Annotated in this window: 23 protein-coding genes; 13 read left to right on the forward strand and 10 right to left on the reverse strand. The window is 37.0% G+C overall.

Annotated features, from left to right (window positions below; all coding sequences use genetic code 11):
* Window positions 1-86: 86 nt before the first annotated feature.
* Window positions 87-248, reverse strand: coding sequence for a 50S ribosomal protein L34 (gene rpmH, locus JEM65_RS14275; protein ID WP_146889155.1), 162 nt, complete (start codon window positions 246-248; stop codon window positions 87-89).
* 265 nt (window positions 249-513) lie between these two features.
* Here rpmH and JEM65_RS14280 point away from each other — a divergent pair, with 265 nt between their 5' ends.
* The 3 genes from JEM65_RS14280 to JEM65_RS14290 all read left to right on the forward strand — a co-directional run bounded on the left by JEM65_RS14280 (window position 514) and on the right by JEM65_RS14290 (window position 2,856).
* The gene (locus JEM65_RS14280; RefSeq protein WP_199600800.1) at window positions 514-1,389 is read left to right on the forward strand and encodes a DUF6263 family protein; all 876 of its coding nucleotides are present in this window, start codon (window positions 514-516) and stop codon (window positions 1,387-1,389) included.
* Window positions 1,390-1,392: 3 nt separating this feature from the next.
* Window positions 1,393-1,956 carry a DUF2892 domain-containing protein gene (locus JEM65_RS14285; protein WP_199600802.1) on the forward strand — a complete coding sequence of 188 codons (564 nt, stop codon included), beginning with the start codon at window positions 1,393-1,395 and terminating at the stop codon, window positions 1,954-1,956.
* A 186-nt stretch (window positions 1,957-2,142) separates the two neighbouring features.
* Window positions 2,143-2,856: a hypothetical protein gene (locus tag JEM65_RS14290; RefSeq protein ID WP_199600804.1), complete on the forward strand. Its 714-nt coding sequence runs from the start codon at window positions 2,143-2,145 to the stop codon at window positions 2,854-2,856.
* A 276-nt stretch (window positions 2,857-3,132) separates the two neighbouring features.
* Here JEM65_RS14290 and cls read toward each other — a convergent pair whose 3' ends face one another.
* From cls to JEM65_RS14305, 3 genes are read right to left on the reverse strand one after another with little or no spacing between them, the layout of a single operon-like run.
* The gene (cls, locus tag JEM65_RS14295) at window positions 3,133-4,590 is read right to left on the reverse strand and encodes a cardiolipin synthase (RefSeq protein ID WP_199600810.1); all 1,458 of its coding nucleotides are present in this window, start codon (window positions 4,588-4,590) and stop codon (window positions 3,133-3,135) included.
* Window positions 4,590-5,519, reverse strand: a complete 930-nt coding sequence (locus JEM65_RS14300) for a lytic transglycosylase domain-containing protein (protein WP_199600812.1) — start codon at window positions 5,517-5,519, stop codon at window positions 4,590-4,592. Before JEM65_RS14300 ends, cls begins: the two co-directional genes overlap by 1 nt.
* Window positions 5,520-5,562: 43 nt before the next feature.
* Window positions 5,563-6,231 (reverse strand): alpha/beta fold hydrolase, encoded by a 669-nt coding sequence (locus tag JEM65_RS14305; protein WP_199600814.1) that lies wholly within the window; start codon window positions 6,229-6,231, stop codon window positions 5,563-5,565.
* A 214-nt stretch (window positions 6,232-6,445) separates the two neighbouring features.
* On the opposite strand from JEM65_RS14305, the gene JEM65_RS14310 reads away from it, so the two are divergent.
* Complete coding sequence (locus JEM65_RS14310) at window positions 6,446-6,742, forward strand: N-acetyltransferase (protein WP_199600821.1); 297 nt, start codon at window positions 6,446-6,448, stop codon at window positions 6,740-6,742.
* A gap of 172 nt (window positions 6,743-6,914) precedes the next feature.
* On the opposite strand, the gene JEM65_RS14315 is transcribed toward JEM65_RS14310, so the two are convergent.
* From JEM65_RS14315 to JEM65_RS14330, 4 genes are all read right to left on the reverse strand, one after another.
* Window positions 6,915-7,421, reverse strand: a complete 507-nt coding sequence (locus JEM65_RS14315; protein ID WP_199600823.1) for a hypothetical protein — start codon at window positions 7,419-7,421, stop codon at window positions 6,915-6,917.
* Window positions 7,422-7,549: 128 nt separating this feature from the next.
* A complete protein-coding gene (mtaB, locus tag JEM65_RS14320; RefSeq protein ID WP_199600830.1) occupies window positions 7,550-8,890 on the reverse strand; it encodes a tRNA (N(6)-L-threonylcarbamoyladenosine(37)-C(2))-methylthiotransferase MtaB in 1,341 nt (446 codons plus the stop codon).
* Between the two features lie 549 nt (window positions 8,891-9,439).
* A complete protein-coding gene (locus JEM65_RS14325; protein ID WP_199600838.1) occupies window positions 9,440-10,615 on the reverse strand; it encodes a GlmU family protein in 1,176 nt (391 codons plus the stop codon).
* Window positions 10,616-10,830: 215 nt separating this feature from the next.
* Complete coding sequence (locus JEM65_RS14330; RefSeq protein ID WP_199600846.1) at window positions 10,831-11,082, reverse strand: type B 50S ribosomal protein L31; 252 nt, start codon at window positions 11,080-11,082, stop codon at window positions 10,831-10,833.
* A gap of 262 nt (window positions 11,083-11,344) precedes the next feature.
* Between JEM65_RS14330 and JEM65_RS14335 the strand changes: the two genes are divergently transcribed.
* The 7 genes from JEM65_RS14335 to JEM65_RS14365 all read left to right on the forward strand — a co-directional run bounded on the left by JEM65_RS14335 (window position 11,345) and on the right by JEM65_RS14365 (window position 18,195).
* Window positions 11,345-11,854: a DUF4199 domain-containing protein gene (locus tag JEM65_RS14335; protein WP_199600848.1), complete on the forward strand. Its 510-nt coding sequence runs from the start codon at window positions 11,345-11,347 to the stop codon at window positions 11,852-11,854.
* Between the two features lie 56 nt (window positions 11,855-11,910).
* Window positions 11,911-12,858 (forward strand): glycosyltransferase family 2 protein, encoded by a 948-nt coding sequence (locus JEM65_RS14340; protein WP_199600850.1) that lies wholly within the window; start codon window positions 11,911-11,913, stop codon window positions 12,856-12,858.
* Between the two features lie 64 nt (window positions 12,859-12,922).
* Window positions 12,923-14,650 (forward strand): phospho-sugar mutase, encoded by a 1,728-nt coding sequence (locus tag JEM65_RS14345; RefSeq protein WP_199600852.1) that lies wholly within the window; start codon window positions 12,923-12,925, stop codon window positions 14,648-14,650.
* Entirely contained in the window at window positions 14,651-16,477 is a 1,827-nt protein-coding gene (locus JEM65_RS14350; RefSeq protein WP_199600854.1) for an ABC transporter ATP-binding protein, read from the forward strand.
* A 189-nt stretch (window positions 16,478-16,666) separates the two neighbouring features.
* Window positions 16,667-17,209 (forward strand): RNA polymerase sigma factor, encoded by a 543-nt coding sequence (locus JEM65_RS14355; protein ID WP_199600856.1) that lies wholly within the window; start codon window positions 16,667-16,669, stop codon window positions 17,207-17,209.
* 33 nt (window positions 17,210-17,242) lie between these two features.
* Window positions 17,243-17,755 carry a hypothetical protein gene (locus tag JEM65_RS14360; protein ID WP_199600858.1) on the forward strand — a complete coding sequence of 171 codons (513 nt, stop codon included), beginning with the start codon at window positions 17,243-17,245 and terminating at the stop codon, window positions 17,753-17,755.
* Window positions 17,752-18,195, forward strand: a complete 444-nt coding sequence (locus JEM65_RS14365; protein WP_199600860.1) for a hypothetical protein — start codon at window positions 17,752-17,754, stop codon at window positions 18,193-18,195. The genes JEM65_RS14360 and JEM65_RS14365 overlap by 4 nt, the downstream gene beginning before the upstream one ends.
* A gap of 86 nt (window positions 18,196-18,281) precedes the next feature.
* Here JEM65_RS14365 and JEM65_RS14370 read toward each other — a convergent pair whose 3' ends face one another.
* Window positions 18,282-19,328, reverse strand: a complete 1,047-nt coding sequence (locus JEM65_RS14370) for an oxidoreductase (RefSeq protein ID WP_199600894.1) — start codon at window positions 19,326-19,328, stop codon at window positions 18,282-18,284.
* 153 nt (window positions 19,329-19,481) lie between these two features.
* On the opposite strand from JEM65_RS14370, the gene JEM65_RS14375 reads away from it, so the two are divergent.
* Both JEM65_RS14375 and purL read left to right on the forward strand, forming a co-directional pair.
* The gene (locus tag JEM65_RS14375) at window positions 19,482-20,693 is read left to right on the forward strand and encodes an RsmB/NOP family class I SAM-dependent RNA methyltransferase (protein WP_199600862.1); all 1,212 of its coding nucleotides are present in this window, start codon (window positions 19,482-19,484) and stop codon (window positions 20,691-20,693) included.
* Between the two features lie 198 nt (window positions 20,694-20,891).
* On the forward strand, window positions 20,892-24,590 hold the full coding sequence (gene purL / locus JEM65_RS14380; RefSeq protein WP_199600864.1) for a phosphoribosylformylglycinamidine synthase: 3,699 nt from the start codon (window positions 20,892-20,894) through the stop codon (window positions 24,588-24,590).
* Window positions 24,591-24,973: 383 nt separating this feature from the next.
* Here the strand turns inward: purL and JEM65_RS22960 are convergent.
* Window positions 24,974-25,295, reverse strand: a 322-nt coding sequence (locus tag JEM65_RS22960) for a transposase (protein ID WP_199600873.1), incomplete at its 5' end; no start/stop codon positions are given.

Raw genomic sequence — 25,295 nt, forward strand, 5'->3', positions numbered from 1 at the left:
TTGTGTTGCAAAAATAAATAGGATTTGGGTACAAAAAAAGGCGTTACACCTAAGTAACACCTTAATATATTAACAATTGTTAATCATTATCTTTTATGTCTTGTCTCTGAAGATACAGATAATTTCTTTCTACCTTTTGCTCTTCTACGCGCAAGAACCTTTCTACCGTTAGCAGAAGCCATTCTTTCTCTAAAACCGTGCTTGTTTTTTCTCTTTCTTTTCGATGGTTGAAACGTTCTTTTGCTCATTGTCTTATATCTTTAAAATAATCTTGTATGGTCTAAAATAATGTCTGGATTCTTTCTCCAAAACTGCGGGCAAATATACAAAGACTTTTCACTTTGACAAATCTAATTTTAAAATATTTTTATGAAATTTTTATCGCGCCATTTTACACTCCGAATATGCGTAAATATTACGGACTTAAAGCGACTAATAACCTGAATTATGAATGACAACTTAAAAAAAATTAGTTTCTTTGTGTTTTAAAAAAAGATCCAATAATTACCATTTATGAAAGTATATGCTTTTTTGCTTGTTTTCCTTTCATCCTTAACCATCAGTGCGCAAAAAATGCTACAGTATGAGCTTAAGGTTGATCAGACGTTTAAGGTTGAGCAGCAGGCCAAACAGCATATTACGCAAGACATTAGAGGTGTAGATCAGATTATTGATAACAATTTAAAAAGTACGATGCAATTTAAAGTGGTTAATGTGGCGCAAGACCTCATCACTTTAGAAATGGTTTTTACTCATATGAAGATGACCATGAGTTCTCCATCGCTGGGCGAATTGCTGAGTGCTGACACGTCTATTGATGATGACACTGACATCACTTCGAAAATGTTTAGGGGTACTCTAAACATTCCCGTAACGATGGTTATGGAAAGAACGGGCAAAATCAGATCGATTTCAGGAGGCGAAAAATTAATTGCTTCTATGTTGAAAGTTGCTAACATTACAGATGCAGCCACCATTGAAGCCAATACCGCCCAATTTGAAAAACAATTTGGAGGTGAAGCGCTCTCTAACAGCTTTGAGCAGATGACCTATTTTTTACCCGCAAAACCTGTACAAGTCGACGACAGTTGGAAAAATACCTATAATGGCGATTTAGAATCAAAAAACGCTTGGACGCTTACATCCTATAACGAAGACACCTACAAGGTTTCTGGAGTTGCAGAGACCACCATGTCCAATATTGACGAAAACGTCATGATGGTGCTCACAGGTACTCAGGAAACAACTATCAACGCCCATTCAAAAACAGGTCTTTTTAAAGACATTACCGTTGAAGGGAGTTATACTGGAGACACGCAAGTGCTCGCAGCAAACATGACAATTCCTACTAAAATAACATCTACAATTACTTATAAATTATTAAATTAAATCATGTACAATAAAAATTTAAAACTTGTTATAACTGCTTTAATCTTAGCTTTTGCGGTCTATCAGTTTACTGAAGGCTATATTGGTAATGGCATCATGCTTATTTTATTTTCTTCAATTTTTGTTTTTCTATATTTCAAAAATGAATTTATCCTATTGGCATTTTTAAGATTGCGAAAGCAAGATTTTGTTGGAGCAAAACGTTGGCTAGACAAAATTAAAAATCCTTCCAGTGCTTTGGTTAAAAAACAAGAAGGCTATTACAATTACCTGCATGGTATTATGGTATCTCAAACCAATATGAACGACGCTGAAAAATACTTCAAAAAAGCGTTGACCTTCGGATTGGCAATGGATCATGATGTGGCTATGGCAAAATTAAACCTTGCCGGAATTGCATTTAGTAAGCGACGTCCACAAGAGGCAAAATTATTGTTGAACGAAGCTCAGAAATTGGATAAGCGCAATATGTTGACTGATCAAATTAAAATGATGAAGGACAATATGAAAAAAGCCCAGATGCCTAACCAACATTACGGAGGAAGCAGACAAGGCAGAAGACGCTAATATAGGATTCCTAAATAAACCAAACAGAGTAGTATCCATTTTAACCAGAATAACACCTCCGAAGCACTTCCTACAAGAAGTGCTTTTTTGTGAAGATTGACATTGTTTTTTAAGTCCTCATCGATAAGTTTTGCCACTCTCGTAAACAAGTGCTAACTTAACGTTCCTTAACAAAACTGAGCTTTAATGGTCATAAAAAAACTACTTACGCTTTTACTTCTCGTATATATCCCGCTAGTTTATGCTCAGGAGGAAAAAGTGTATTTTGACTATGCCCTATCAAAACATTTAAGAGATTTTAATAACCAAGCAGATTTGGCTATTAAAAATCAAAAACCGGAAACGATAGATACCCTGTTTGATACACTCGTAAAAAAGCATTTAAGGAATACCTATATTTCCAATTTGAAGTTCAGGAAAGTATCCGGAGGCAAATTCCATTCAGATCAATTAGACACTCCTTTTTTGTTGATTACCAAAAATTCAGCAATTATTCAAACCAGAGAAGAGATCAAAAACATCAACGCCTTGGCGGATGCGTATAAAGACCAGGTAAATATCATTGTTGTTTATTGGGATAAAAAACATATTGCCAAAAAGAAAGCGCGAAATTATAACAACAATGTTACCGTTGTTTATGCAGATGAGCGCCATAATAGATCAAATAACGCACTCTCCATATATAAACACTCGTTTGGTGTGCCCGCATGTTTTTATATCAATCAAGACAAACAAATTTTTGACATTGACAGGAAGTTCTTTTTAAGAAATTTGAAATTATCAACAAAAAAATTATTTGTTGAAAAAGCCCATAACAGCATTTCCGGATTATTGGAAACTTCAAATAAGGCCTATCAATATGGCGTTAATGATGGGGCATCCTTACAAAATCAGCCCTAGTATAATTATAATACTAGTATAATCATTATTGTCCGATAAAGAATAAAGAATAAAGATCGCTGCGCTTATAGAATAAACCTGCCCTTGCTGTCAGGCAGGGAACAGAGATTTGATTATAACTAACTGATGAACAATCGTTATTCTAAATTAAATTTGCCCAATCACTCTAAGTGAAATTGGTTTCAAAAAGCAAGGGACCATTTTTCATATCTCTTAACAGGTCTTACTTTAATGAGCTTTGTTGACTTTTTACTTGTTTTACCGGACACTCATGAATTATAATAATGGCGCCCAAAGTCGGCAATAGGATTCTTTAAGCTTTTCAATTTTAGGTCTGTTCAACCATCGTTCTCGATCTATGATCTCACTATCGTTTAAATCTTCAAAGAAGTGGGACTTTAATTCTAAACTTTTCTTTTTGTTATAAATGATCGCATTAATTTCAAAATTGATATTGAAACTCCTATAGTCCATATTGGTGGTGCCTACAGTAGAGAACACATCATCAATGACTATCGTTTTGGCATGAATAAAACCTTTGCAATATCTATAGATTTTAACGTTAGCCTCTAATAAACATTCTATATAAGAGTTGGTAGCGTGTTTTGCGGTCCATGAATCAGAGTCCTTGGGGATAAGGAGCCTAACGTCTACGCCACTTTTTGAAGCCACCTGTAGGGCAGTAATGATTTGATCATTAGGAATAAAATAGGGTGTTGTTAAATACACATATTTTTCTGAGGTTACAATAGCCGTAAAAATAACCTCCATTATATTCGCCCAATCTGTATCGGGGCCGCTAGCGGCAATTTGCATGGCAACAAATTCTTTGCATTCTTCCTGTGGAAAAAAACTCTCTTCCATTTCAATTTTACTGCTGGAGACAAACTCCCAGTTCATTAGGAAATGGATTTGTAAGGATTTTACAGATTCTCCAACTATTCGCAAATGCGTATCTCTCCAATAATTGGGAGAATCATCATAATTAACATAGGTATCTGAAACATTAATACCTCCAATATACCCTATCTGTCCATCAATAATAACAATCTTACGGTGGTTTCTATAGTTCATTTTACCAGTAAAGCTAGGAAATAACACAGGCATAAAAGAGTACCATTGCACTCCGCTTTCAACCATTCTTTTCTTATTCTTTCTAGAAACACTACTTCCTACATCATCAATACTGAGCCTCACTTTAACACCTTCTTTTGCTTTATTGCATAAAATATCAATGATTTGAAGTCCAATTTTATCATCACGGAGTATGTAATATTCCATGTGGATGTGCTTTTTGGCGTCCTTCAAATCCTTTAGAAGGAATTTAAACTTGTTTTCTCCATTTTTGATAATATCAACATTATTGAAGGTCGTTAAAGGAGCATTCTCACTGCTATGGAGCAACTTTACGAGTTTGATTTTTTCGTCGAGAAGATTGGTTTCTAAATCGGAAATTTCCTTTTTATCAGGCTTCAGGCGCTTACTGACTTCTGTAATTAATTTCTGATTTAGGATATGCTTCCTATTGAAGATTTTATTTTTCCGATATTCCTGACCGAAAAGGTAATACACTATAAGGCCGAAAAACGGAAAAAAAACCAAAACGATAATATAGGATATCGTTTTGGTAGGATTGATATTTTTGGTCAGCACGGTAAATGCGGCCAGAATAACTAGAAGATAATTAATACTTATAAGAATTACCCATGCGTTGTTTGAGATAAATGTCACCATTAAGATTTATTATAATAACCTTTTTCAGGAATCTCAAGAGTGTATTTTTTTCCAGATTTATTATTTAAATGTGCTTCTCTTAACCATGGATTATGGATTTTAAGAATCTTATAATTAATTCCATAGTCTTTAGAAAAGGCAGCAAAATCACTGACTTCTTTGTCAACCGTCACCGTAAAAGTTGGAATATTGGTATAAAGATCTGATTCTTCAAAATTGAACCCGTACGTTTTTGGATTCTTTAAAATTTCTTTCAAGGCTACAATTCTGAACATATAACGTCCTGTTTCTTCCCCCAACAACAAATCGTAATAGTCATTAACGTCTTGTTCTTTTAAACGTCTTGAAATGCCTGCATTACCAGCATTGTAGGCCGCCGCCGCCAAGGTCCAAGATCCTAAGCTGTTTTTCGACTTCAATAAATATTTACAGGCCACTTCAGTTGCTTTCTCTAAATGGTAACGCTCATCTACGTTATTATTGACTTCTAACCCATTTTCTTTTCCGGTTGCTGGCATAATTTGCCAAACGCCCCTCGCCCCAGCTGGAGACACAGCATTAGTCAATCCGCTTTCAATGACTGCCAAATACTTAAAGTCATCAGGAATACCATGCTTTTTCAGAATCGGTTCTATAATTGGGAAATATTTTTTGGCGCGCTTAAACATTAGCAGACCGTTAGATTGCCAATAGGTATTAACTAGGAGTTCCTTATCCATACGTTCATAAACATCAGGATCTGATATAGGCACTGTCTCTCCTGCAAAATTAAGATCATCAGGTAATTTAATAGCGTACACGTTATAATCATTGATTAATTTTTGCTCTGGCTCAAGATCCTTATCTGCAGGCTTTTGCACTGCAAATATGAATAATCCAGAAATACAGACTAGTCCTACGATGGCTAATAAATTCTTAATAATTTTCATTGCGTAAATTTTTTTATAAATGTATAAAATAAATCAATAGTATTTAATTGGAGTCGGTTATTAACGCCGGCAGATGTTTATTGAACCACTTGTATTTTGTAACGATCATGATGTGGGTACCTCCTTCTACCACAATACAGTTGCCCCCACAGGAATGTGTAAAAATAGCATCTTTATCACCGTGGATATAAATGGCATCAGGATGAGGAACCTCTTGGTCCCAAAGCAACATTTCTTTTAGGGCCCAATCTAAGTATCTTTTGTCATTTACTGCAAGATAGGTCTTGTACAAATCTATCCGTTTGGAAATAGTCTCATTGAAAGCATATTTTTTAAGAACGTCTAAATTAGAAAGCAATTGTGTGGGCGCAAATTTATACGCTTTCATAAACTTAGCAACTTTCATCCGTTTAGGAAGTTCATGTCGCGATTTTATACTGCTTATCACAATAAGTTTGCGCACTTTCATGTGCTTACTCATCTCCTGTATGAGTACTCCACCAAAGGATACTCCAAGAAGCACCGGGTTTTCATGGTCAATTTTTTGGATCATGCGCTTAGCATAATGTTCAAAACTTTCATCCTCTTCCGGAATTATCCACTCTAACCAATACACCTTAAAGCGATCTTCAGACAATTTAATGCGTTCGAAGATGGTTGGTTTTGCTGCCATTCCTGGCATAAAATATACGGGTATAAGGTCGTTCTCCATTTGCTTATTTCAAATTGTAACTCAAAACTATCAATGTCGGGGTCAAATTAAAAATGCCTTTTATTCAAAGCAATCATAAAGGTTTATTTCCTAAGTATTTAACAGTCGACACCTGCAATGTTATACTAATTTTTTGTAAATTTGTGGGACAAAGCTATATAAAAATGTAGTGAACATACCCTTCCAATAGTTGAAATAATTTAAATATATTATTATGATTGATGCTACAGAATTAGTTGACAATGACTTCTTACGTCAATTTGAGCTCAAAGTTGAAGACGACATAGCCAAAATTGAGTACTCCCTACAAGACCGTAAGATTTTTTTAACTAAATTGGTGATCCCGGAAGGCATCACCTCTGAAGAATTTGAGAATGATTTTTTAACCTTGGTTTTTGAAAATATTTCTGAACGCAACATTAGTGTTGTTCCTACCAGTCCTGAAATTGCAAAGTTTATTAGAAAAAACAGAAAGTATAAAAAGATGCTTCCTGTTGGGATCAGAATTTAATTTCAAACAGCAAAAAACAAACAAAAAAAATGAGGCCGTTTCAAAACTAATAAAACGGCTTTTTTTATATCTTCTCCAACTTCTGTGAGAGTATTCTTCAAACACTCAAATCTCAGAAGTGTTCTGGAAGTATTGAGACACTTTCATTTTTTTTCACCAACATAATGGCTGGTTATTCTTTTTCATAGACTAAGGTTAAGTCTTTTGTTTCTAGAACTTCAGTAAGCGCTTCATTATAAACTTTAATAGCATCTTTATATACCATAGTAAGCGTTGAAACAGTAACACTCCCTGCCGCTCCGTTAAAACTAACACTCTGGGCATTGATTTGGGTGTATTCTGTTGCAAATCCAATTGCACCTTCGGCACAGCTTTCTTTTATGATATACTTATCAGAAGTACCATCCTTTAAACTGACTGTCAACTCGGGATTAAAGGTGTTCTTTGAAGCCACTAGGCTGTGGGTATCAAAGCTTAAGACTTCATTCACTTCACAGTTAGTCTCGTCTAAAAGATTAGTGTTGAATTTGGCATCTGAATTTAAATCAAAGGGAATTGCAATAGACCATGACGTTAATTTCCAGCTCCCTAAAATAGGATTATTGATATCATCTGTAGAGCAGGCTGAGCAAACAAAAATACAGATAGAAAAGCAAAGTAGGCAAAGTGATTTTCTCATTGGTAATTTTAATTAGACATTGGGGGTCAGCACCAAAATTATGGATAAGCTGCCGTGTTCTAAAAAAAATAGGTCAAATAGCTAAAAAGACAGATCAACGTCCTATTGCCAATGTATGAGGTGTGGATTTAATGTACCAACAGTGTCTCAAATTCAAACCTTACCGTACCATCTTCATCTATCTTGGTAAGTTCTACGTCGTGTAATGTATTCACCAAATCAGGATTCCAAGGGGTTTTAACTTTCACGTAGTTCTCAGTAAATCCATGAATGTATCCTTCTTTATTTTCACTTTCGAACAAAACTGTTCTTGTACTTCCTAATTGACTTTCATAAAACGCACGGCGCTTTTTAGCAGATAGACCTCTTAACATCTTGCTGCGTTTTGCCCTCACCTTTTTAGCAACCACACCCTCCATAACTGCAGCATCCGTGTTATCGCGCTCAGAATAGGTAAACACGTGTAGATACGAAATATCAAGGGTATTTAAGAAGTTATAGGTTTCAAGAAAATGCTCATCTGATTCTCCTGGAAAACCTACAATAACATCTACACCAATACAGGCATGTGGCATCACCTCTTTAATTTTTGAAACCCGATCTACATACAGCTCTTTCATATAACGCCGTTTCATTTTCTTAAGAATCTCGTTATTACCACTTTGAAGAGGAATATGGAAATGAGGCACAAAAGCTCTCGATTTTGACACTAGGTCAATGGTTTCGTTTTTTAGAAGGTTTGGTTCTATAGAAGAAATACGCAAGCGTTCAATCCCTTCAACCCGATCCAATTCTTTAACTAAATCCAAAAAGGTGTGTTCATGCTTTTTATTACCAAATTCGCCTTTTCCATAATCGCCAATATTGACGCCGGTCAAAACAATTTCCTTAATATTCTGTGCTGCAATTTCTTTAGCGTTTTTAATCACACTTTCCATGGTGTCGCTACGGGAAATTCCACGTGCCAAAGGTATTGTACAATAGGTACACTTATAATCACAACCATCCTGGACTTTTAAAAATGCACGTGTTCTATCTCCAATGGAATAACTCCCCACATAAAAATCGGCGTTTTCAATTTCGCAAGAATGTACTACTCCCGCACCTTTATTCCGATCAGGATTATCAAGTAACTCATTGATATAGCTGGTCAAATTGAATTTCTCTGTAGCGCCTAACACCAAATCCACGCCATTGACATCTGCCAATTCTTGAGGTTTCAATTGCGCATAACATCCAACCGCTGCAACAAAAGCATCCGGATTGACTTTCTGAGCCTGCTTCACGATGGATTTAAAGCGTTTATCGGCATTTTCAGTAACAGAGCAAGTGTTAATCACATAAATGTCTGCAACCTCATTAAACTCTACACGATCAAACCCTTCATTAGTAAAACTTCTGGCAATGGTAGAGGTTTCTGAAAAGTTGAGCTTGCAACCTAAGGTATAAAATGCGACTTTCTTTTTCATAATATCGTCTTCAATTTATAGAATTCAGAAACTAATTTATAGATGATCAGTATCTGTTTTTGAAAGTAAAATAAGCTTTTACCTTTGTTTTTAGATTTAGAAATGCAAAGTTACGCAATTGTTTGAAAGTAATACCCATATCAAACACCGGTGAAGACAATTTATACCTAAAAATGAACAACCTCGACCAAAGGGTACGAGGTATCAAGTAGNNTTGCTTCGCAACTTTTAAAAATTGAGTTTCACTAATAAAATGTGACTTTCTTTTTCATAATATCGTCTTCAATTTATAGAATTCAGAAACTAATTTATAGAGGATCAGTATCTGTTTTTGAAAGTAAAATAAGCTTTTACCTTGTTTTTGGATTTAGAAATGCAAAGTTACGCAATTGTTTGAAAGTAATACCCATATCAAACACCGGTGAAGACAATTTATACCTAAAATTTAAAAAAATAATATACTATCAGAATTTAGGAGCAAACTTGACAGAACGTAAGACGCCACTCTTAATCGTAATGTTTGCATCTGGAAAAGCTTTTAAAGAAAATCTAATCTCTCCTAAACTTTTTGCTGAGTTCGAAAACGTGGTTCAGGATGGCTTTGTCTATATCTGTAAACTCCAATTGGCGTCTCGACATGACCACTTCAGTCACCTCAAAAGCTTTCTTGGTCAGATAGGTTGTAAAACCAGCAGCACCACCCCAACTAAAACTTGGAATAAAATTACGAGGATAACCGCTTCCAAAGATATTTGCGCTTACACCTATTACCGTTCCGGTGTTAAACATGGTATTGATACCGCATTTACTATGATCTCCCATCACGAGTCCGCAGAATTGCAACCCCGTACGTGTAAAGCTTTCGGTAGTATAATTCCAAAGTCTTACCTCAGCGTAATTATTTTTAAGATTGGAACTGTTGGTATCTGCACCTATATTACACCATTCACCAATAACCGAATTCCCAATGTAGCCATCGTGCCCTTTATTGCTGTAGGCAAAAAAGACTGAACTGGCAACCTCTCCCCCTATCTTGCAATAGGGGCCAACCGTGGTTGGGCCATAAACCCTGGTCCCCATCTTAACTGTAGAATGGTCGCAAAGCACAAAGGGACCTCTAATCAGGGCACCCTCCATTATTTCTGAATCTTTACCTATATAGATTGGTCCTTTGCTAGCGTTAAGTGTTGCAAATTCTAAAATGGCACCTTCTTCTAAAAATACATTCTCTGCTCCTAAAACATTGTTAGTGGACGATATAGGTTGGGAAGTCCTGCCTTCAGTAATCAAATTAAAATCCTGCTGAATAGCTTCGCCATTTTTACTGAAAATATCCCAAGTGTTTTCTACTTTGATAGCATCGCCTTCAAATTCAATAGCCTCATAAGCATCAAAATCAATATCATCTTGGGCGTCTTTGGTATAAAATGCAATAACATCTTCTTCTTTGAAAATAGCTTGATTTTCTTCTAATTTTGAAATTAATTCTACCAGATCATGAGTTGGCAGGTAAGACGCATTGATCAAAACATTAGTTTCCATTTCTACCATAGGAAACTTTTCAGAAAGATAGTCTTCCGTAATCGTTGTAGTTGCAGTGCCCAAATGCATTTCCCATTTTTCTCTAATGGTCAATATTCCAATTCTAATATCAGCAACTGGTCTGGTGTAGGTTAAAGGTAAAAGATTATCTCTAAAAGGACCGTCGAAAAGAATATAGTTCATGGAGTGTATTGGAAGTTAATTGAATGTTCAAAAATAATTGACCTGCTTAAATTAATTAGACTCAAAATAACTACATGACACCGCAATAAGACCGTATGCTGATCATCTGGTTGCTGTAATTATTTCCATTTAAGGGTTCAAAAGTAAGTTATTTATAGAAAACAAAAAAAGCCTTCAGAAGATATCTGAAGGCTTTTACTATTTTGGACACTAAATTACTTTTTAAATTTAGCGTATTTATTTTTAAATTTGTCAATACGACCAGCCGTATCTACCAACTTAGATTTACCAGTGTAGAACGGGTGAGATGATCTTGAAATCTCCATCTTTACAAGTGGATACTCAACACCGTCAACGTCTATCTTTTCATTTGTATCTGCTGTAGATTTTGTCAAAAACACGTCTTCATTGGACATATCTTTAAATGCTACTAGTCTATAATTTTCTGGATGTATACCTTTTTTCATCTCTAAATACTTTAATATCGTTCAATTTTTGGAAGTGCAAATTTAAGGATTTTTTCCGTCTGTGCAATACATTTGCTTTTATTTTTTGTCATTTTATTGTATGTCAAAAAGAATCTGCAGGATTCCAGGCTTAAAATTCAAGTTGAGTATACCTTAATTTTAGACTTTCTTAGCATGAGATTCACACTTTGGTGGGAATAAATTGTAACGTTTCCATATATTTGCTTACTAACTAACAAACGAACTAAATCCGCCAATTATTATGGAAACACAAAAACCATCCATTAAACCGATAGCATACAGTTATGGATTATACCTTGCCCTTGTAAGCATCATCATCTTAGTAATTATGTATGTTGCAAATTTAGAAAAAAGCTGGATGCTTTCAATCGCCAGTTCAGTGGCTTCAATTTTTATTTTTGTTTACGGAATTAAGACCTATAAACATCAAAATGCTGGCTTCTTATCCATTGGTGACGCTATGAAAGTCGGATTGGCCATTGCTGTGATCGGAGGAATTATTGCAGGAATTTATGCGTATTTACATTATGCATATATCTATCCAGAGTTTATTGATATGGCTAGAGAGCAAGCATATCTTGAAATATCAGGACAAAACCCTAACATGAGCGAAGAACAGATTTCGAAGACCATGGAAATTAGCAATATTTTTATGACCCCTATGTTTTTTAGTTTGACTACCGTCATCGGGTCACTGCTTTTCGGACTTGTAGTTTCTGTGATTGCCGGATTGGTCATGAAGAAAGAATAGGCAAAGGTTCGCTCTAATTTCGTTACTTTTGAAACATCACCTTTGAAACCACGTCAATGAACATATCAGTAGTTATACCACTACTCAACGAACAAGAATCGTTAACTGAATTACATGATTGGATTGCAAAAGTTATGCAGTCCAATCATTTTTCTTATGAAATCATCTTCATTGATGATGGAAGCACCGATGGTTCGTGGAAGATTATTCAGCAGTTATCACAAAAGGACCACAACGTCAAGGGCATTCGTTTTTTAAGAAATTTCGGAAAATCTCAAGCCCTGCACGCTGGTTTTGAAAAAGCACAGGGTGATGTGGTCATTACCATGGACGCTGATTTGCAGGACAATCCAGAAGAAATTCCAGAACTTTATAAAATGATCACCCAACAACACTTTGATTTGGTCTCTGGTTGGAAGAAAAAGCGTTATGATTCTGTAATTTCTAAAAATTTACCTTCCAAACTTTTTAATTGGGCGGCACGTCAAACGTCGGGCGTAAAATTGAATGATTTTAACTGCGGACTCAAGGCTTACAACCTTGATGTGGTAAAAAATATTGATGTGAATGGTGAAATGCACCGTTACATTCCTGTACTGGCCAAAAATGCAGGGTTCTCCAACATTGGCGAAAAAGTGGTACTACACCAAGCCCGTAAATATGGCACAACTAAATTCGGGATCAACCGTTTTATTCATGGGTTTTTAGACTTGCTCACCATTTGGTTTCTCTCCCGTTTTGCGAGAAGACCTATGCACCTTTTTGGAGCCCTAGGTGTTATTATGTTATTTATCGGACTGGGATTTACGCTGTATCTGGGTATTGATAAAGTGTTTCTCAATCCGGGCGGAAGGCTGATTACAGATCGTCCGCAATTTTATATCGCCCTATCCACAATGATTATTGGTACACAGTTTTTTATTGCAGGATTTTTAGGCGAAATTATTTTACGTACCAAAGAGGATAAGAAACGGTATCTTATTAATGACGAATTGAATTTCTAGTCCATAACAAGTTAACGGTTGTTGAAATCCTTATTTTTGCACTATAACTCATAATTATATCATCATGATCTACATTGAACCAAAAATATTAGAACGCATCAATACTTGGCTCACCCCAACTTTTGATCAAGAGACCCAAGACAAAATTAAAGATAGCATTGCATTTCAACCGGAAGAAATTCAAGATGCATTTTATAAAGATCTCGAGTTTGGTACTGGTGGTATGCGTGGTATTATGGGTGTAGGTACTAACCGTATCAACAAATATACTTTAGGAAGAAACACACAAGGCTTGAGCAACTATTTGCAAGAGCAGTTTCCCCATGAAAAACTTAAAGTGGTAATTGCTTATGATTGTAGACATAACAGTAAATCTTTGGCCAAAGTTGTAGCTGATGTATTTTCTGCAAATGATATTGAGGTCTTTTTGTTTGAAGATTTGCGTACCACACCAGAATTATCTTTTTCAGTCAGGCACTTAAACTGTCACTGTGGCATTGTCCTTACGGCCTCTCATAACCCTCCGGAATACAATGGCTATAAAGTGTATTGGCAGGACGGCGGACAGTTAGTACCGCCTCAAGATGCAGAAATTGTAAATGAAATCAATAGTCTAGAATATTCTGAAATCAAATTTGAAGCCAAAGAACATCTCATCCAAATGATTGGAAAAGAAGTGGACGATGCCTTTATCGATGCTTCTGTAAAGAATGGAAATTTCACCAATCAAGAAGCTAAAGATAATTTAACGGTTGTTTTTACCTCGCTTCACGGGACATCTATTACTACGGTTCCTGAGACACTGAAACGGGCAGGCTATAATAATGTACATCTTGTTAAAGAGCAGGAAGTTCCAAATGGCGATTTCCCAACCGTAAAATCTCCTAACCCTGAAGAACCAGAAGCTTTGAAAATGGCCATGGAACTTGCAGAAAAGGTGAATGCTGATATTGTAATTGGAACAGATCCTGATTGCGACAGACTAGGTGTAGCGGTACGAGATTTAGACCATAAGCTAGTACTCCTAAATGGCAATCAGGCCATGGTGGTGATGACCAATTTTCTATTACAGCAATGGAAAAAAGAGGGTAAACTTGATGGCAATGAATTTATTGGCTCAACCATTGTATCTACGCCTATGGTAGAAGTTTTAGCAACATCCTATGGTGTTGAATATAAAGAAGGCTTAACTGGATTTAAGTGGATTGCCAAGATGATCAAGGACTTTCCGGAACTCGACTTTATTGGGGGTGGAGAAGAAAGTTTTGGGTATATGGTAGGCGATTTTGTGCGCGATAAGGATGCGGTTACCTCTACCCTATTGGCCTGTGAAATTGCTGCCCAAGCTAAAGCGGACGGTGGTTCATTTTATGAAACTTTATTACAATTGTATGCGGCTCATGGGCTTTATAAAGAACATCTCGTATCTATTACCAAGAAAGGTATGGAAGGGGCTCAAGAAATCAAACAAATGATGATTGACGCCAGAGAAAATCCGCTGCAAGAGATTAACGGCTCCAAAGTGACACGTATTGAAGATTACCAACTTTCAAAAGCGAAAGACTTCACCACCAATACCGAAGAAGACCTTGACATCCCAAAATCAAATGTCATTATTTACTATACGGAAGATGGCAGTAAAATAGCACTGAGACCAAGTGGTACAGAGCCTAAAATAAAATTTTATATGAGTGTTAATGCACCATTGTCCTCTGTTGAAGAGTTTTCAAAAGTAGATGCTCAGTTGCAAGATAAGGTTGACGCCATTTTAAAAGACATGAATCTTAGTTAAATGGAATATTTAAAAAAGTTTTATCGGTTTATTATACCGTATAAAAAATATGCTTATCTCAACATTTTTTTCAACATCCTTTATGCGCTTTTTAGCACTTTATCATTTGTTGCACTAATTCCTGTATTTAAAGTTATTTTTAATGACCAACGCGAAGTTGCGGTACAACCAACTTTTGATGGTTTGGGCAGTATAAAAGGCTATATTGAAGATTATCTCAATTTTTTTATCAGTGATAAAATTGAGACTTATGGCGATTTCAAGGTGCTTATGATGATGGTTGGCGTTATTATTAGCATCTTTATGCTGAAAAACCTGTTCAACTACTTGGCCATGTTTTATATCACCTTTTTAAGAAACGGTGTATTAAAAGACATCAGAAATGTAATGTTTGACAAGATAGTCACGTTGCCCCTTGCCTTCTATTCAGAAAAATCCAAAGGAGATACCATTTCTCGGGTGAGTAGTGATGTGGATGAAGTAAAAAACTCGTTTCTCGCCGTTTTGGAAATGATTGTGAGAGAACCGCTTACTATCTTATTCTCCCTGATTGCGATGCTCGTGTTGAGCCCTAAATTGACCTTATTTGTCTTTATTTTTATACCTATTTCAGGTTTTATCATCTCCAAAGTTGGAAAATCGCTTAAAAAAGGATCCTTAAAAGTACAACAAGAACAAGGCATCTTTTTATCTATATTAGAAGAAACCATGTCAGGCCTACGGATTATCAAAGCTTTTGACGTAGAACATGTGTTCGCCAAAAAATTTGAAAATTCCAACCAACGGTATAACAACTATTCCAATACCCTGCTTAACCGCCAAAATTTGGCCTCACCCATCAGTGAGTTTTTAGGCATTATCGTTATTGGCATTTTATTGGTTTATGGTGGCTATTTGGTATTTGTGGACAATTCCATGGACGCGAGTTTCTTTATTGGCTATATCACTTTGGCCTATAATATATTGACGCCGGCCAAAGCTATTGCCAAAGCAAGTTATAGTGTCAAAAAAGGAAACGGTGCTGCCAATCGGATTCTAGAATTTTTAGAGTCTGATAATACCATCAAAGAAATTGAAAACCCAATAGTTAAAGATGCGTTTGAATCTAATATTACCGTCAGTAACATTTCCTTTAAATATGACGACGACCTAGTCCTTAAAAATTTCAATCTTAATGTGCCTAAAGGCAAAACGGTGGCGCTAGTTGGACAATCAGGAAGTGGCAAAAGCACCATTGCCAATCTTCTCACGAGATTTTATGATGTTAATGAAGGCGCCATTACCATAGACGGTGTCAATATTAAAGATCTATCACAAACCTCTCTAAGAGGTATGTTGGGTGTTGTTTCTCAGGATAGTATTTTATTTAATGACACGATTAATAACAACCTAAAAATTGGCAAACAGAACGCTACGGACGATGAAGTTATTGAGGCCTTAAAAATTGCAAATGCTTGGGAATTTGTAAAAGACCTTCCTAAAGGCATAGAATCTAATATTGGCGATTCTGGAAACAAATTATCTGGGGGTCAAAAGCAACGTTTGAGCATTGCCAGAGCTGTGCTTAAAAATCCGCCCATTATGATTCTTGACGAAGCCACTTCTGCTTTAGATACAGAAAGTGAACGCTTGGTGCAATCGGCATTGGAAAATATGATGCGAAACAGGACGTCCATTGTTATCGCCCATCGCCTCTCCACCATTCAAAATGCGGATGAGATTGTGGTAATGCAAAAAGGTGAAATTGTAGAACAAGGCAAACACAATGAACTTATTGAAAAAAATGGGGTTTACAAAATGCTCGTAGACATGCAAAGTTTCGATTAAACACCAACTTTCTTAAATTAGTGAAACTCAATTTTTAAAAGTTGCGAAGCAATGAATTNNTGATACCTCGTACCCTTGGGTCGGGATTGTTCAATAAAAATTTGATAAAACACTTTGTATTCATCGATTATTTTTCGTGGTTGCATTAAACTTTTTATACCTTCAACAGTCTTATAAAAAAACGCTTAAGTGCACAACGACGCCGCTCTCATTTTAAGATTGACTTCCGAAGATACCAAAGACTCAGCGTTTAAGGAATTGCTGACGCTTTATAAAGAACGTTTGTATTGGCATATCCGGAAGATTGTGGTGTCTCATGATGATGCTGATGATGTACTTCAAAACACCTTCATCAAAGTCTACAAAAATATCCATAATTTTAAAGGAGAAAGCAAATTGTTTTCGTGGATGTATCGCATTGCCACCAATGAAGCCATTACGCATTTAAAACACAATGTCAAACTAAAAAACACAAACAATCAAGAGCTACAAGAACAGACTATGGCAAATCTCCAAGCCGATGTGTATTTTGAAGGAAGCGAAATTCAGCTAAAATTACAACAGGCTATGGCAACTTTACCACAAAAACAGCAATTGGTTTTTAATATGCGGTATTTTGATGAGTTGAAGTATTCAGAAATGTCTGAAATTTTAGAGACCAGTGAGGGTGCCTTAAAGGCCTCATATCATATTGCAGTAAAGAAAATTCAAGCATATTTAACTGGCCATTAAACCTTTTGTTAAATAATCTGTCATACTAATAGCATGAAAAAAAGCAAGTTACATAATATTACGGAACCAGGGTTTAAAACACCTAACGCCTATTTTGACAACTTTGATGGCCGCCTTCTTAAAAAATTAGCGGTTCAACAGGAGATGTCTGAAATGGATGGGCCTGGATATAAAGTGCCAGAACATTACTTTGCTAATTTTGACGCTAAATTAGCACAGCGCCTTAAAGAAATAGAACAACCAAAAGTAAGATCCTTTGTCTCTTGGCGCAATGTAGCTTACATGTCTGGTGTAGCTGCGGTTCTTGTTTTAATGTTGACGGTGTTTATGAAATCTGAAGACACCCTATCCATCAACCAAGTTGAGACGGCTTCTATTGAAAACTATCTCAATAATGAAAACTTAAACATTTATGACATTGCCTCGTTTTTAACAGCCGAGGATATTACAGTAGATGATTTTGTAGCCAACACCTTTACAGATGAATCTTTGGAAACCTACCTACTTAACAATGCTTCTATTGAAGATTTAATCAACGAAAAATGAAAAAAATAATTATCATATTATGCGTAGTCCTTACCTCTTCCTGGACCACCTATGCTCAACATTCAGAAAAGAGAGAAAAAATAAAATCGCTTAAAGTAGCGTTTATCACGGAGCGTTTAGGCTTAACCGAAACGGAAGCCCAAAAATTCTGGCCCATTTATAATGCTTATGAAAGTAAAAAGGACGAGCAAAGACGAATGGGTTATGAAAAACGCAAACAAATTTCTGAGGATATGACGGAAGTGCAGGCCAAAGCCATGTTGAAAGATTTTGTTGCCTTTGAAAAAGAACGTGAAAACCTGCGCTCTGATTTTGTAGAGAGCCTTTTAAAGGTGATGCCGGCCAAAAAAATCATTCAATTAAAGCTTGCCGATGAAGAATTCAATCGGAAAATGCTTCACGAATACAAGAAGCGCCATAGCAAGGACATTAAAGATTAAGATCACAAACATCGGATCGCAACATAAATAAAATCCCAAATTCCTAATAAAGAAATTTGGGATTTTTTTATAAGTTTATGCAAAGTCTACTTAAAATTTAATCGCGAGATTCTGCCTTGGCCCGCGGCATAGGCCACACTATCATTTAAAAATCTGATAGTATAAAAACCTTCATCACTTAAATGTTTCCAACTGTTTCCTGAATCATTGGAATAATCAATGCCTTTAAACCCAACGGCTACCAATTCTTTCCCTCCCTTATTAGGAACATATTGCACACAACTTCTATAACCTGGTTCTGCACCATCGGCTACCAATTGCCAAGTTCTGCCACCATCTGAGGTTTTCATTTTAGTGGCTGAATTTAATTCAGGATTGGTATAATCGCCTCCAATAGCAAATCCGTTTTTGTCGTCATAAAAATCAATTGAATAAATGCCCGTAGTAGCTTCTCCATTAAGCATTGGAGTTTCAAAAACCTCCCAAGACTTCCCTTTATCTGAAGAGTATAATATACGGCTGGTCTTACCACCTGTGGCAATCCAAGTGTTATTCCCAACAATAGCAATATTACTGTTACTGGCGGCAAAGGCCGCTTCACCTTCTTTTACTTTTGGCAATTGACCGCAAGCAATTTTGTTCCAGGTTTCCCCACCATCACGCGTAACAATAATGCTCATGCAGTCTTCGGTTGGATCGCCAATGGCAATACCTTCTTCAGAGTTCCAAAATGCTAAGGCATCATAAAACACCTTTTCATGTGCTTCTTTATAAACCACTTCCATGGCTCCAGTTTCTCCTGTTTTAAATAAGAGCGCCGGATTTTCAACACTCAACATAAAAAAATCATTGACGGTTCTGGCCACAGCCCTAAACTGTAAATTTAATGTATCATAGCTCTGTTTTGCAGTCCCCCATTGATCCGTCAGCGGGTTGTACAACCCAAATACTCCATTATTGGCAGCAAATGCAATGCTTTTGTCTGACGCTACATCAATAGCTCTAATACTCAAAAGCGAATCGGTATAGATGGTTTCTATGTCAACGGCGTCAATGATATTAGCGACTTTAGGTTCGTCAGTTTTACAAGAAAAAATCGTTGTAATCAGCAAAAAGCACAGGCATATTCTCATCATTGTATTTTTTGCGGAAAGGTAATTGTTTTCGCATTAAAAATATTAAAATAAGGCTACAATCGCAGCATTTTAGCGTAACTTTGCAATCGCAATTTTTTATATTAAACTACAGTCGTTCAATTATACGACTCACAATAAACAACTTAACAAATGAGGTTACACAGAAATCTATGTTTTGCAGTTATTGATGGATTGATGCTCGTTTTTAATGAAGGTCAATACGCTGACAAAGTCATACAACAACTATTAAAACGCGACAAACGTTGGGGAGCCCGCGATCGCGCTTTTGTGGCAGAAACTACTTACGATATTGTAAGATGGAAACGCCTTTATGCAGAAATTGCCGAAGTAAAAGAACCTTTTGATAGAGATAATATTTGGAGAATGTTTGCAGTTTGGGCAACCTTAAAAGGTATTAAACTCCCGGATTGGTCTTATTTTGAAAATACACCTACCCGAAAAATCAAAGGCAAATTTGATGAACTTTCAAAAATCAGAAAATACAGAGAGTCTATCCCTGATTGGATGGATGAAATGGGTGAGAAAGAATTGGGCGCAGAACTATGGACGAAAGAAATCAGTGCTTTAAACCAACAAGCTGATGTCATATTAAGGGTCAACACCCTACAAACCACTAAGGAAAAGCTTCAAGCGGAATTGTTTGATTTGGATATTGAAACAGAATTCTTACCAAATTACCCCGACGCTCTAAAATTAAAAGAACGCGCTAATGTGTTTCAAACTGAAGCTTTTAAGAATGGCCATTTTGAAGTACAGGATGCCTCATCACAATTGGTAGCTGAATTTTTAAATGTTGAACCTGGGATGCGTGTGGTAGATACCTGTGCTGGTGCTGGTGGAAAAGCATTGCATATTGCCACATTAATGCAAAATAAAGGTCAGGTGATCGCACTTGATATTTATGGCAATAAACTTAACGAACTCAAACGAAGAGCCAAGCGTAACGGTGTTTTTAATGTAGAAACACGTGCTATTGAAAGCACAAAAGTCATCAAGAAACTGTATGATAAGGCAGACCGTGTATTGATTGATGCACCGTGTTCAGGCTTGGGCGTACTGAGGAGAAATCCGGATGCCAAATGGAAACTGCAACCAGAATTTATTGAAAACATCAAAAAAACCCAACAGGAAATTTTACAGCAGTACGCAAGAATCGTGAAATCTGGAGGTCAATTGGTGTACGCCACGTGTTCTATTTTACCCTCAGAAAATCAAGAGCAAGTAAAAGAATTTTTGAAATCAGAAATTGGTAAAGATTTCACGTTTGTGAAAGACTCCAAGGTATTGTCCCACACCTCAGGGTTTGACGGGTTTTATATGGCTCTTATCCAGAAAAACTAAACTTTAAAAGTTTTATTTGTCCACCGAAATAAGTGATAATGGAGGTGTCCAATAGTATATAAATTATCTCAAAAAGCGATCTCTTAAAGACCGCTTTTTTTTATGCTGTAATTTAAAATAATATGCTTAAAATAGATTAATTTTGCACTTTCAAAACACAATAGGCCTGCTTAAACCGCAGCCACAAACTAAGACATAATGATTCACTTCTTTGGAAACGCAAGCAGCAAGCTATTCGCTGTTCAAACAACAAAAGAATTAGACCCTGAGACCATCGCTAAATTGGTGTGGTTGTTTGGCAATCAACCTAAAATAGAACAAGCATCTCTCGATGCTTTTTTTGTTGGTCCTCGAGCTGCAATGATTACGCCATGGAGTACCAATGCTGTAGAAATTACCCAAAATATGGGGGTTTCTGACATTATCCGTATTGAGGAATTTCAATCAGTGACTGAAGATTTCAAAGATTATGATCCGATGATATCTGAAAAATATCAAGGACTCAATCAAGACTCCTTCACCATACACATCCAACCAGAAGCCATTTTAGAAATTGGCAATATCGCAGCCTATAATCAAAAGGAAGGTTTAGCCCTGAATGATGAAGAAATCGACTACTTAGAAGGCGTTTCCAAAAAAATAGGAAGAAAATTAACGGATTCTGAAGTATTTGGATTCTCGCAAGTGAATAGTGAACATTGTCGTCATAAAATATTCAATGGCACTTTTGTAATTGATGGAGAAGAGAAAGAAACATCATTGTTTAAGATGATAAGGGAAACTTCCAATAAGAACCCAAATACTATTGTCTCAGCATATAAAGATAACGTTGCCTTTATAAAAGGCCCAACTGTAGAGCAATTTGCACCCAAAACAGCGGACAAGCCAGACTTTTATCACACTAAAAATTACGAATCGGTAATATCATTAAAAGCCGAAACTCATAACTTTCCAACCACTGTAGAGCCATTTAATGGTGCTGCTACTGGTTCAGGCGGAGAAATAAGAGACCGATTGGCAGGCGGAAAAGGCTCGTTGCCTTTGGCTGGAACCGCGGTGTATATGACCTCGTATTCACGATTGGAAGAAGAACGACCGTGGGAACAAAAAATGGAAGCCCGTCCTTGGCTGTACCAAACCCCAATGGATATTCTAATTAAGGCAAGCAATGGTGCCTCTGATTTTGGCAACAAATTCGGACAACCCTTAATTTGTGGCTCTGTTTTAACGTTTGAACATAATGAGCAGCAGGATGCCACCCTGAGCGCAGTCGAAGGGTCTCCTCGAAAATTAGGCTATGACAAAGTGATCATGCAAGCGGGAGGTATTGGTTACGGAAAAGCAGATCAAGCCTTAAAAGACACGCCTAAAACAGGCGATAAAATAGTTGTCTTAGGCGGAGAAAACTACCGAATTGGTATGGGTGGTGCCGCAGTATCATCTGCAGATACCGGTGAGTTTTCTACAGGAATCACTCTAAATGCGGTACAACGTTCCAATCCGGAGATGCAAAAACGTGCCGCAAACGCTGTTCGTGGGATGGTTGAAAGTGAAGAGAATTTTATTGTTTCCATTCACGATCATGGTGCTGGCGGACATTTAAACTGTTTGAGCGAGTTGGTTGAAGACACTGGCGGACTTATCGATTTGGACAAATTACCAGTTGGAGATCCTACACTTTCTGCAAAAGAGATTATCGGTAATGAATCGCAAGAACGTATGGGCTTGGTGATTGCTGAAAAACATATTAATACGCTACAAAAAATAGCCGATCGTGAGCGTTCACCAATGTACACCGTGGGAGACGTTACCGGAAATCATCGATTTACTTTCGAATCCAAAACAACAGGAGAGAAACCGATGGATTTGGAAATGGTTGACATGTTTGGAAGTTCTCCTAAAACAATAATGACAGACTCTACTATCACTAGGAATTACGAAGCGGTTACCTATACTAAAGATAAATTTTCTGATTATTTAAACCAATTATTGCAGTTAGAAGCTGTAGCCTGTAAAGATTGGCTTACCAATAAAGTGGACCGCTGCGTGGGCGGTAAAGTGGCCAAACAACAATGTGCGGGCCCATTACAGTTACCACTCAACAACGTAGCGGTAATGGCATTGGATTATAAAGGCAAAGAAGGGGTTGCTACTTCTATCGGCCACTCGCCTATTGCAGGGTTGATTGATCCTGTAGCGGGAAGTAGAAATGGTATTACTGAAGCACTAACCAACATTATTTGGGCACCTTTAAAGGACGGCTTGCAAAGTGTGTCACTTTCCGCCAATTGGATGTGGCCTTGTAAAAATGAAGGAGAGGATGCGCGTCTTTATGAAGCAGTAAAGGCAGTTTCTGAATTTTCGATCGATTTAGGAATCAATGTACCTACAGGAAAAGATTCGCTTTCCATGAAGCAGAAATACCCAAACGAAGAGGTCATTTCTCCAGGAACGGTGATTATTTCTGCAGCAGCCAATTGTAACGATATTACTAAAGTTGTAGAACCTGTATTTAAAAGGGACGCGGGACCGGTCTATTATATTAATCTTTCACAAGATGATTTTAAATTAGGCGGGAGTTCTTTTGCTCAAATCTTAAATAAAATCGGAGACGAGGCGCCAAAGGTTCAGAATGCATCCTATGTAAAAACGGTATTCAATACCATTCAAGATTTAATAAAGAACAATCAAATTGTTGCTGGTCATGATGTGGCTTCAGGCGGATTGATTACAACGTTGTTGGAACTGTGTTTTGCAGACAAAAACTTAGGTGCCAAGTTGGATTTAACCGCTTTAGATGAGGACGATTCTTTCAAACTGTTATTTGCTGAAAATTCCGGGATTGTTTTTCAAACCATTGACGCTTCCCCAGAAGATATTCTTAAGACTGCAGATATTGAATTTTTCAAAATAGGAGCTGTTGCGGAAGGCGATAACTTGAACATCATCAATGGCACAGATGTTTATAATCTGACCGTTTCAAAACTGAGAGATACCTGGTTCAAAACCTCCTTCTTACTTGATCAAAAGCAAACCGCACAAGGATTGGCGCAAGATCGTTTTGATAATTATAAAAATCAACCCTTACACTTTAAATTCCCTGCACATTTCACTGGGCTTTTAGAGCCTACCGAAGGCGTAAACCAACGTCCAAAAGCTGCCATTTTACGTGAGAAAGGTTCAAACTCTGAAAGAGAAATGGCGAACGCCATGTACCTGGCAGGATTTGACGTTAAAGATGTACACATGACTGATTTGATTTCAGGTCGTGAAACCTTAGAGGACATTCAATTCTTAGGTGCCGTCGGAGGTTTCTCAAACTCTGATGTGCTAGGTTCTGCAAAAGGATGGGCTGGTGCTATCAAATATAATGAAAAAGCCAATAAAGTGATTAAGGACTTCTTTAAAAGGGAAGACACCCTAACTGTCGGTATTTGTAATGGCGCACAACTTTGGATGGAATTGGAGTTGGTAAATCCGGAACATGCCAGTCACGGCAAATTGACCTACAACGAGTCAAACAAACACGAAAGTGGCTTTACATCTGTTGAAATCCAAAACAACAACTCTGTGATGCTATCAACCTTAGAAGGTAGTACATTAGGCGTGTGGATTTCTCATGGTGAGGGCAAATTCAAATTGCCCCTTTCAGAAGATGAGTACCAAATTGTTGCAAAATATGGTTACGAAGGCTATCCTGCAAATCCAAATGGTTCTGACTTTAATACCGCCATGATGTGTGACAGCACAGGAAGACACTTGGTCACCATGCCACATATTGAGCGCTCTATATTTCAATGGAATTGGGCACACTATCCAGAAGACAGAAAAGATGAAGTATCGCCGTGGTTAGAGGCTTTTGTAAATGCGAGGTTATGGATTGAGAAACATTCATAACAAAACCATACCCAATTAACTACTGACCAATGAGCAGTTATTTATTTTTATTTTTTATTCTCGTTTCAACAGCGCTTCAGGCTCAAAATAGTGGCGAATTTAAAACTGATGCAAATAACTAAGGATTCGGCTCGCCGATAGGCCAGAGCTGAATACTGTGTTGACGAATCCGGTTGATTTGCCGTCTTATGGGTAAAACGCTAAGTTGAGTGAAGGATACTAGGAGTTTGCGCTAGTATTTGTGTGGTCAAAATGTATAGATCTAAATTATTGTCTACATTCTTTGCAGTTTTCTATTTGTTTTGGTTGACAATCTCTGGTTTTTATCCTTTAATTTTATAGTCAAGGCATAGCAGAGCCAGTCCGCCTTTGCAGAATAATTTTTAGCTGCTCATATTCAATTTTCTATCTTTTAGTAAAACGCGCCAATTAACGGGAGGACCACGGTCATTGAACAAGAGTATCGTATGCAATCTCCCTTTTTTACAGACAGGACATCGGCGGTGCAAAAGTGGCTCTTTTGTTCTGACAGGTTCCACCTTTACCGTAGCCAGTTCTACCTGTAGTTTTGGCAACTTCTCCTTTTTCCAGCTGCTGCTCAAAATACCATAATGCCGTATCCTGGTAAATCCCTTGGGTAAAACATGCAGGGCAAAGCGTCTGATAAACTCCTGGCTCGATACAGTTAAATTGACTTTCTTACCT

The sequence above is a fragment of the Gelidibacter salicanalis genome, from assembly GCF_016469035.1.
GTDB classification, from domain to species: Bacteria; Bacteroidota; Bacteroidia; order Flavobacteriales; family Flavobacteriaceae; genus Gelidibacter; species Gelidibacter salicanalis_A.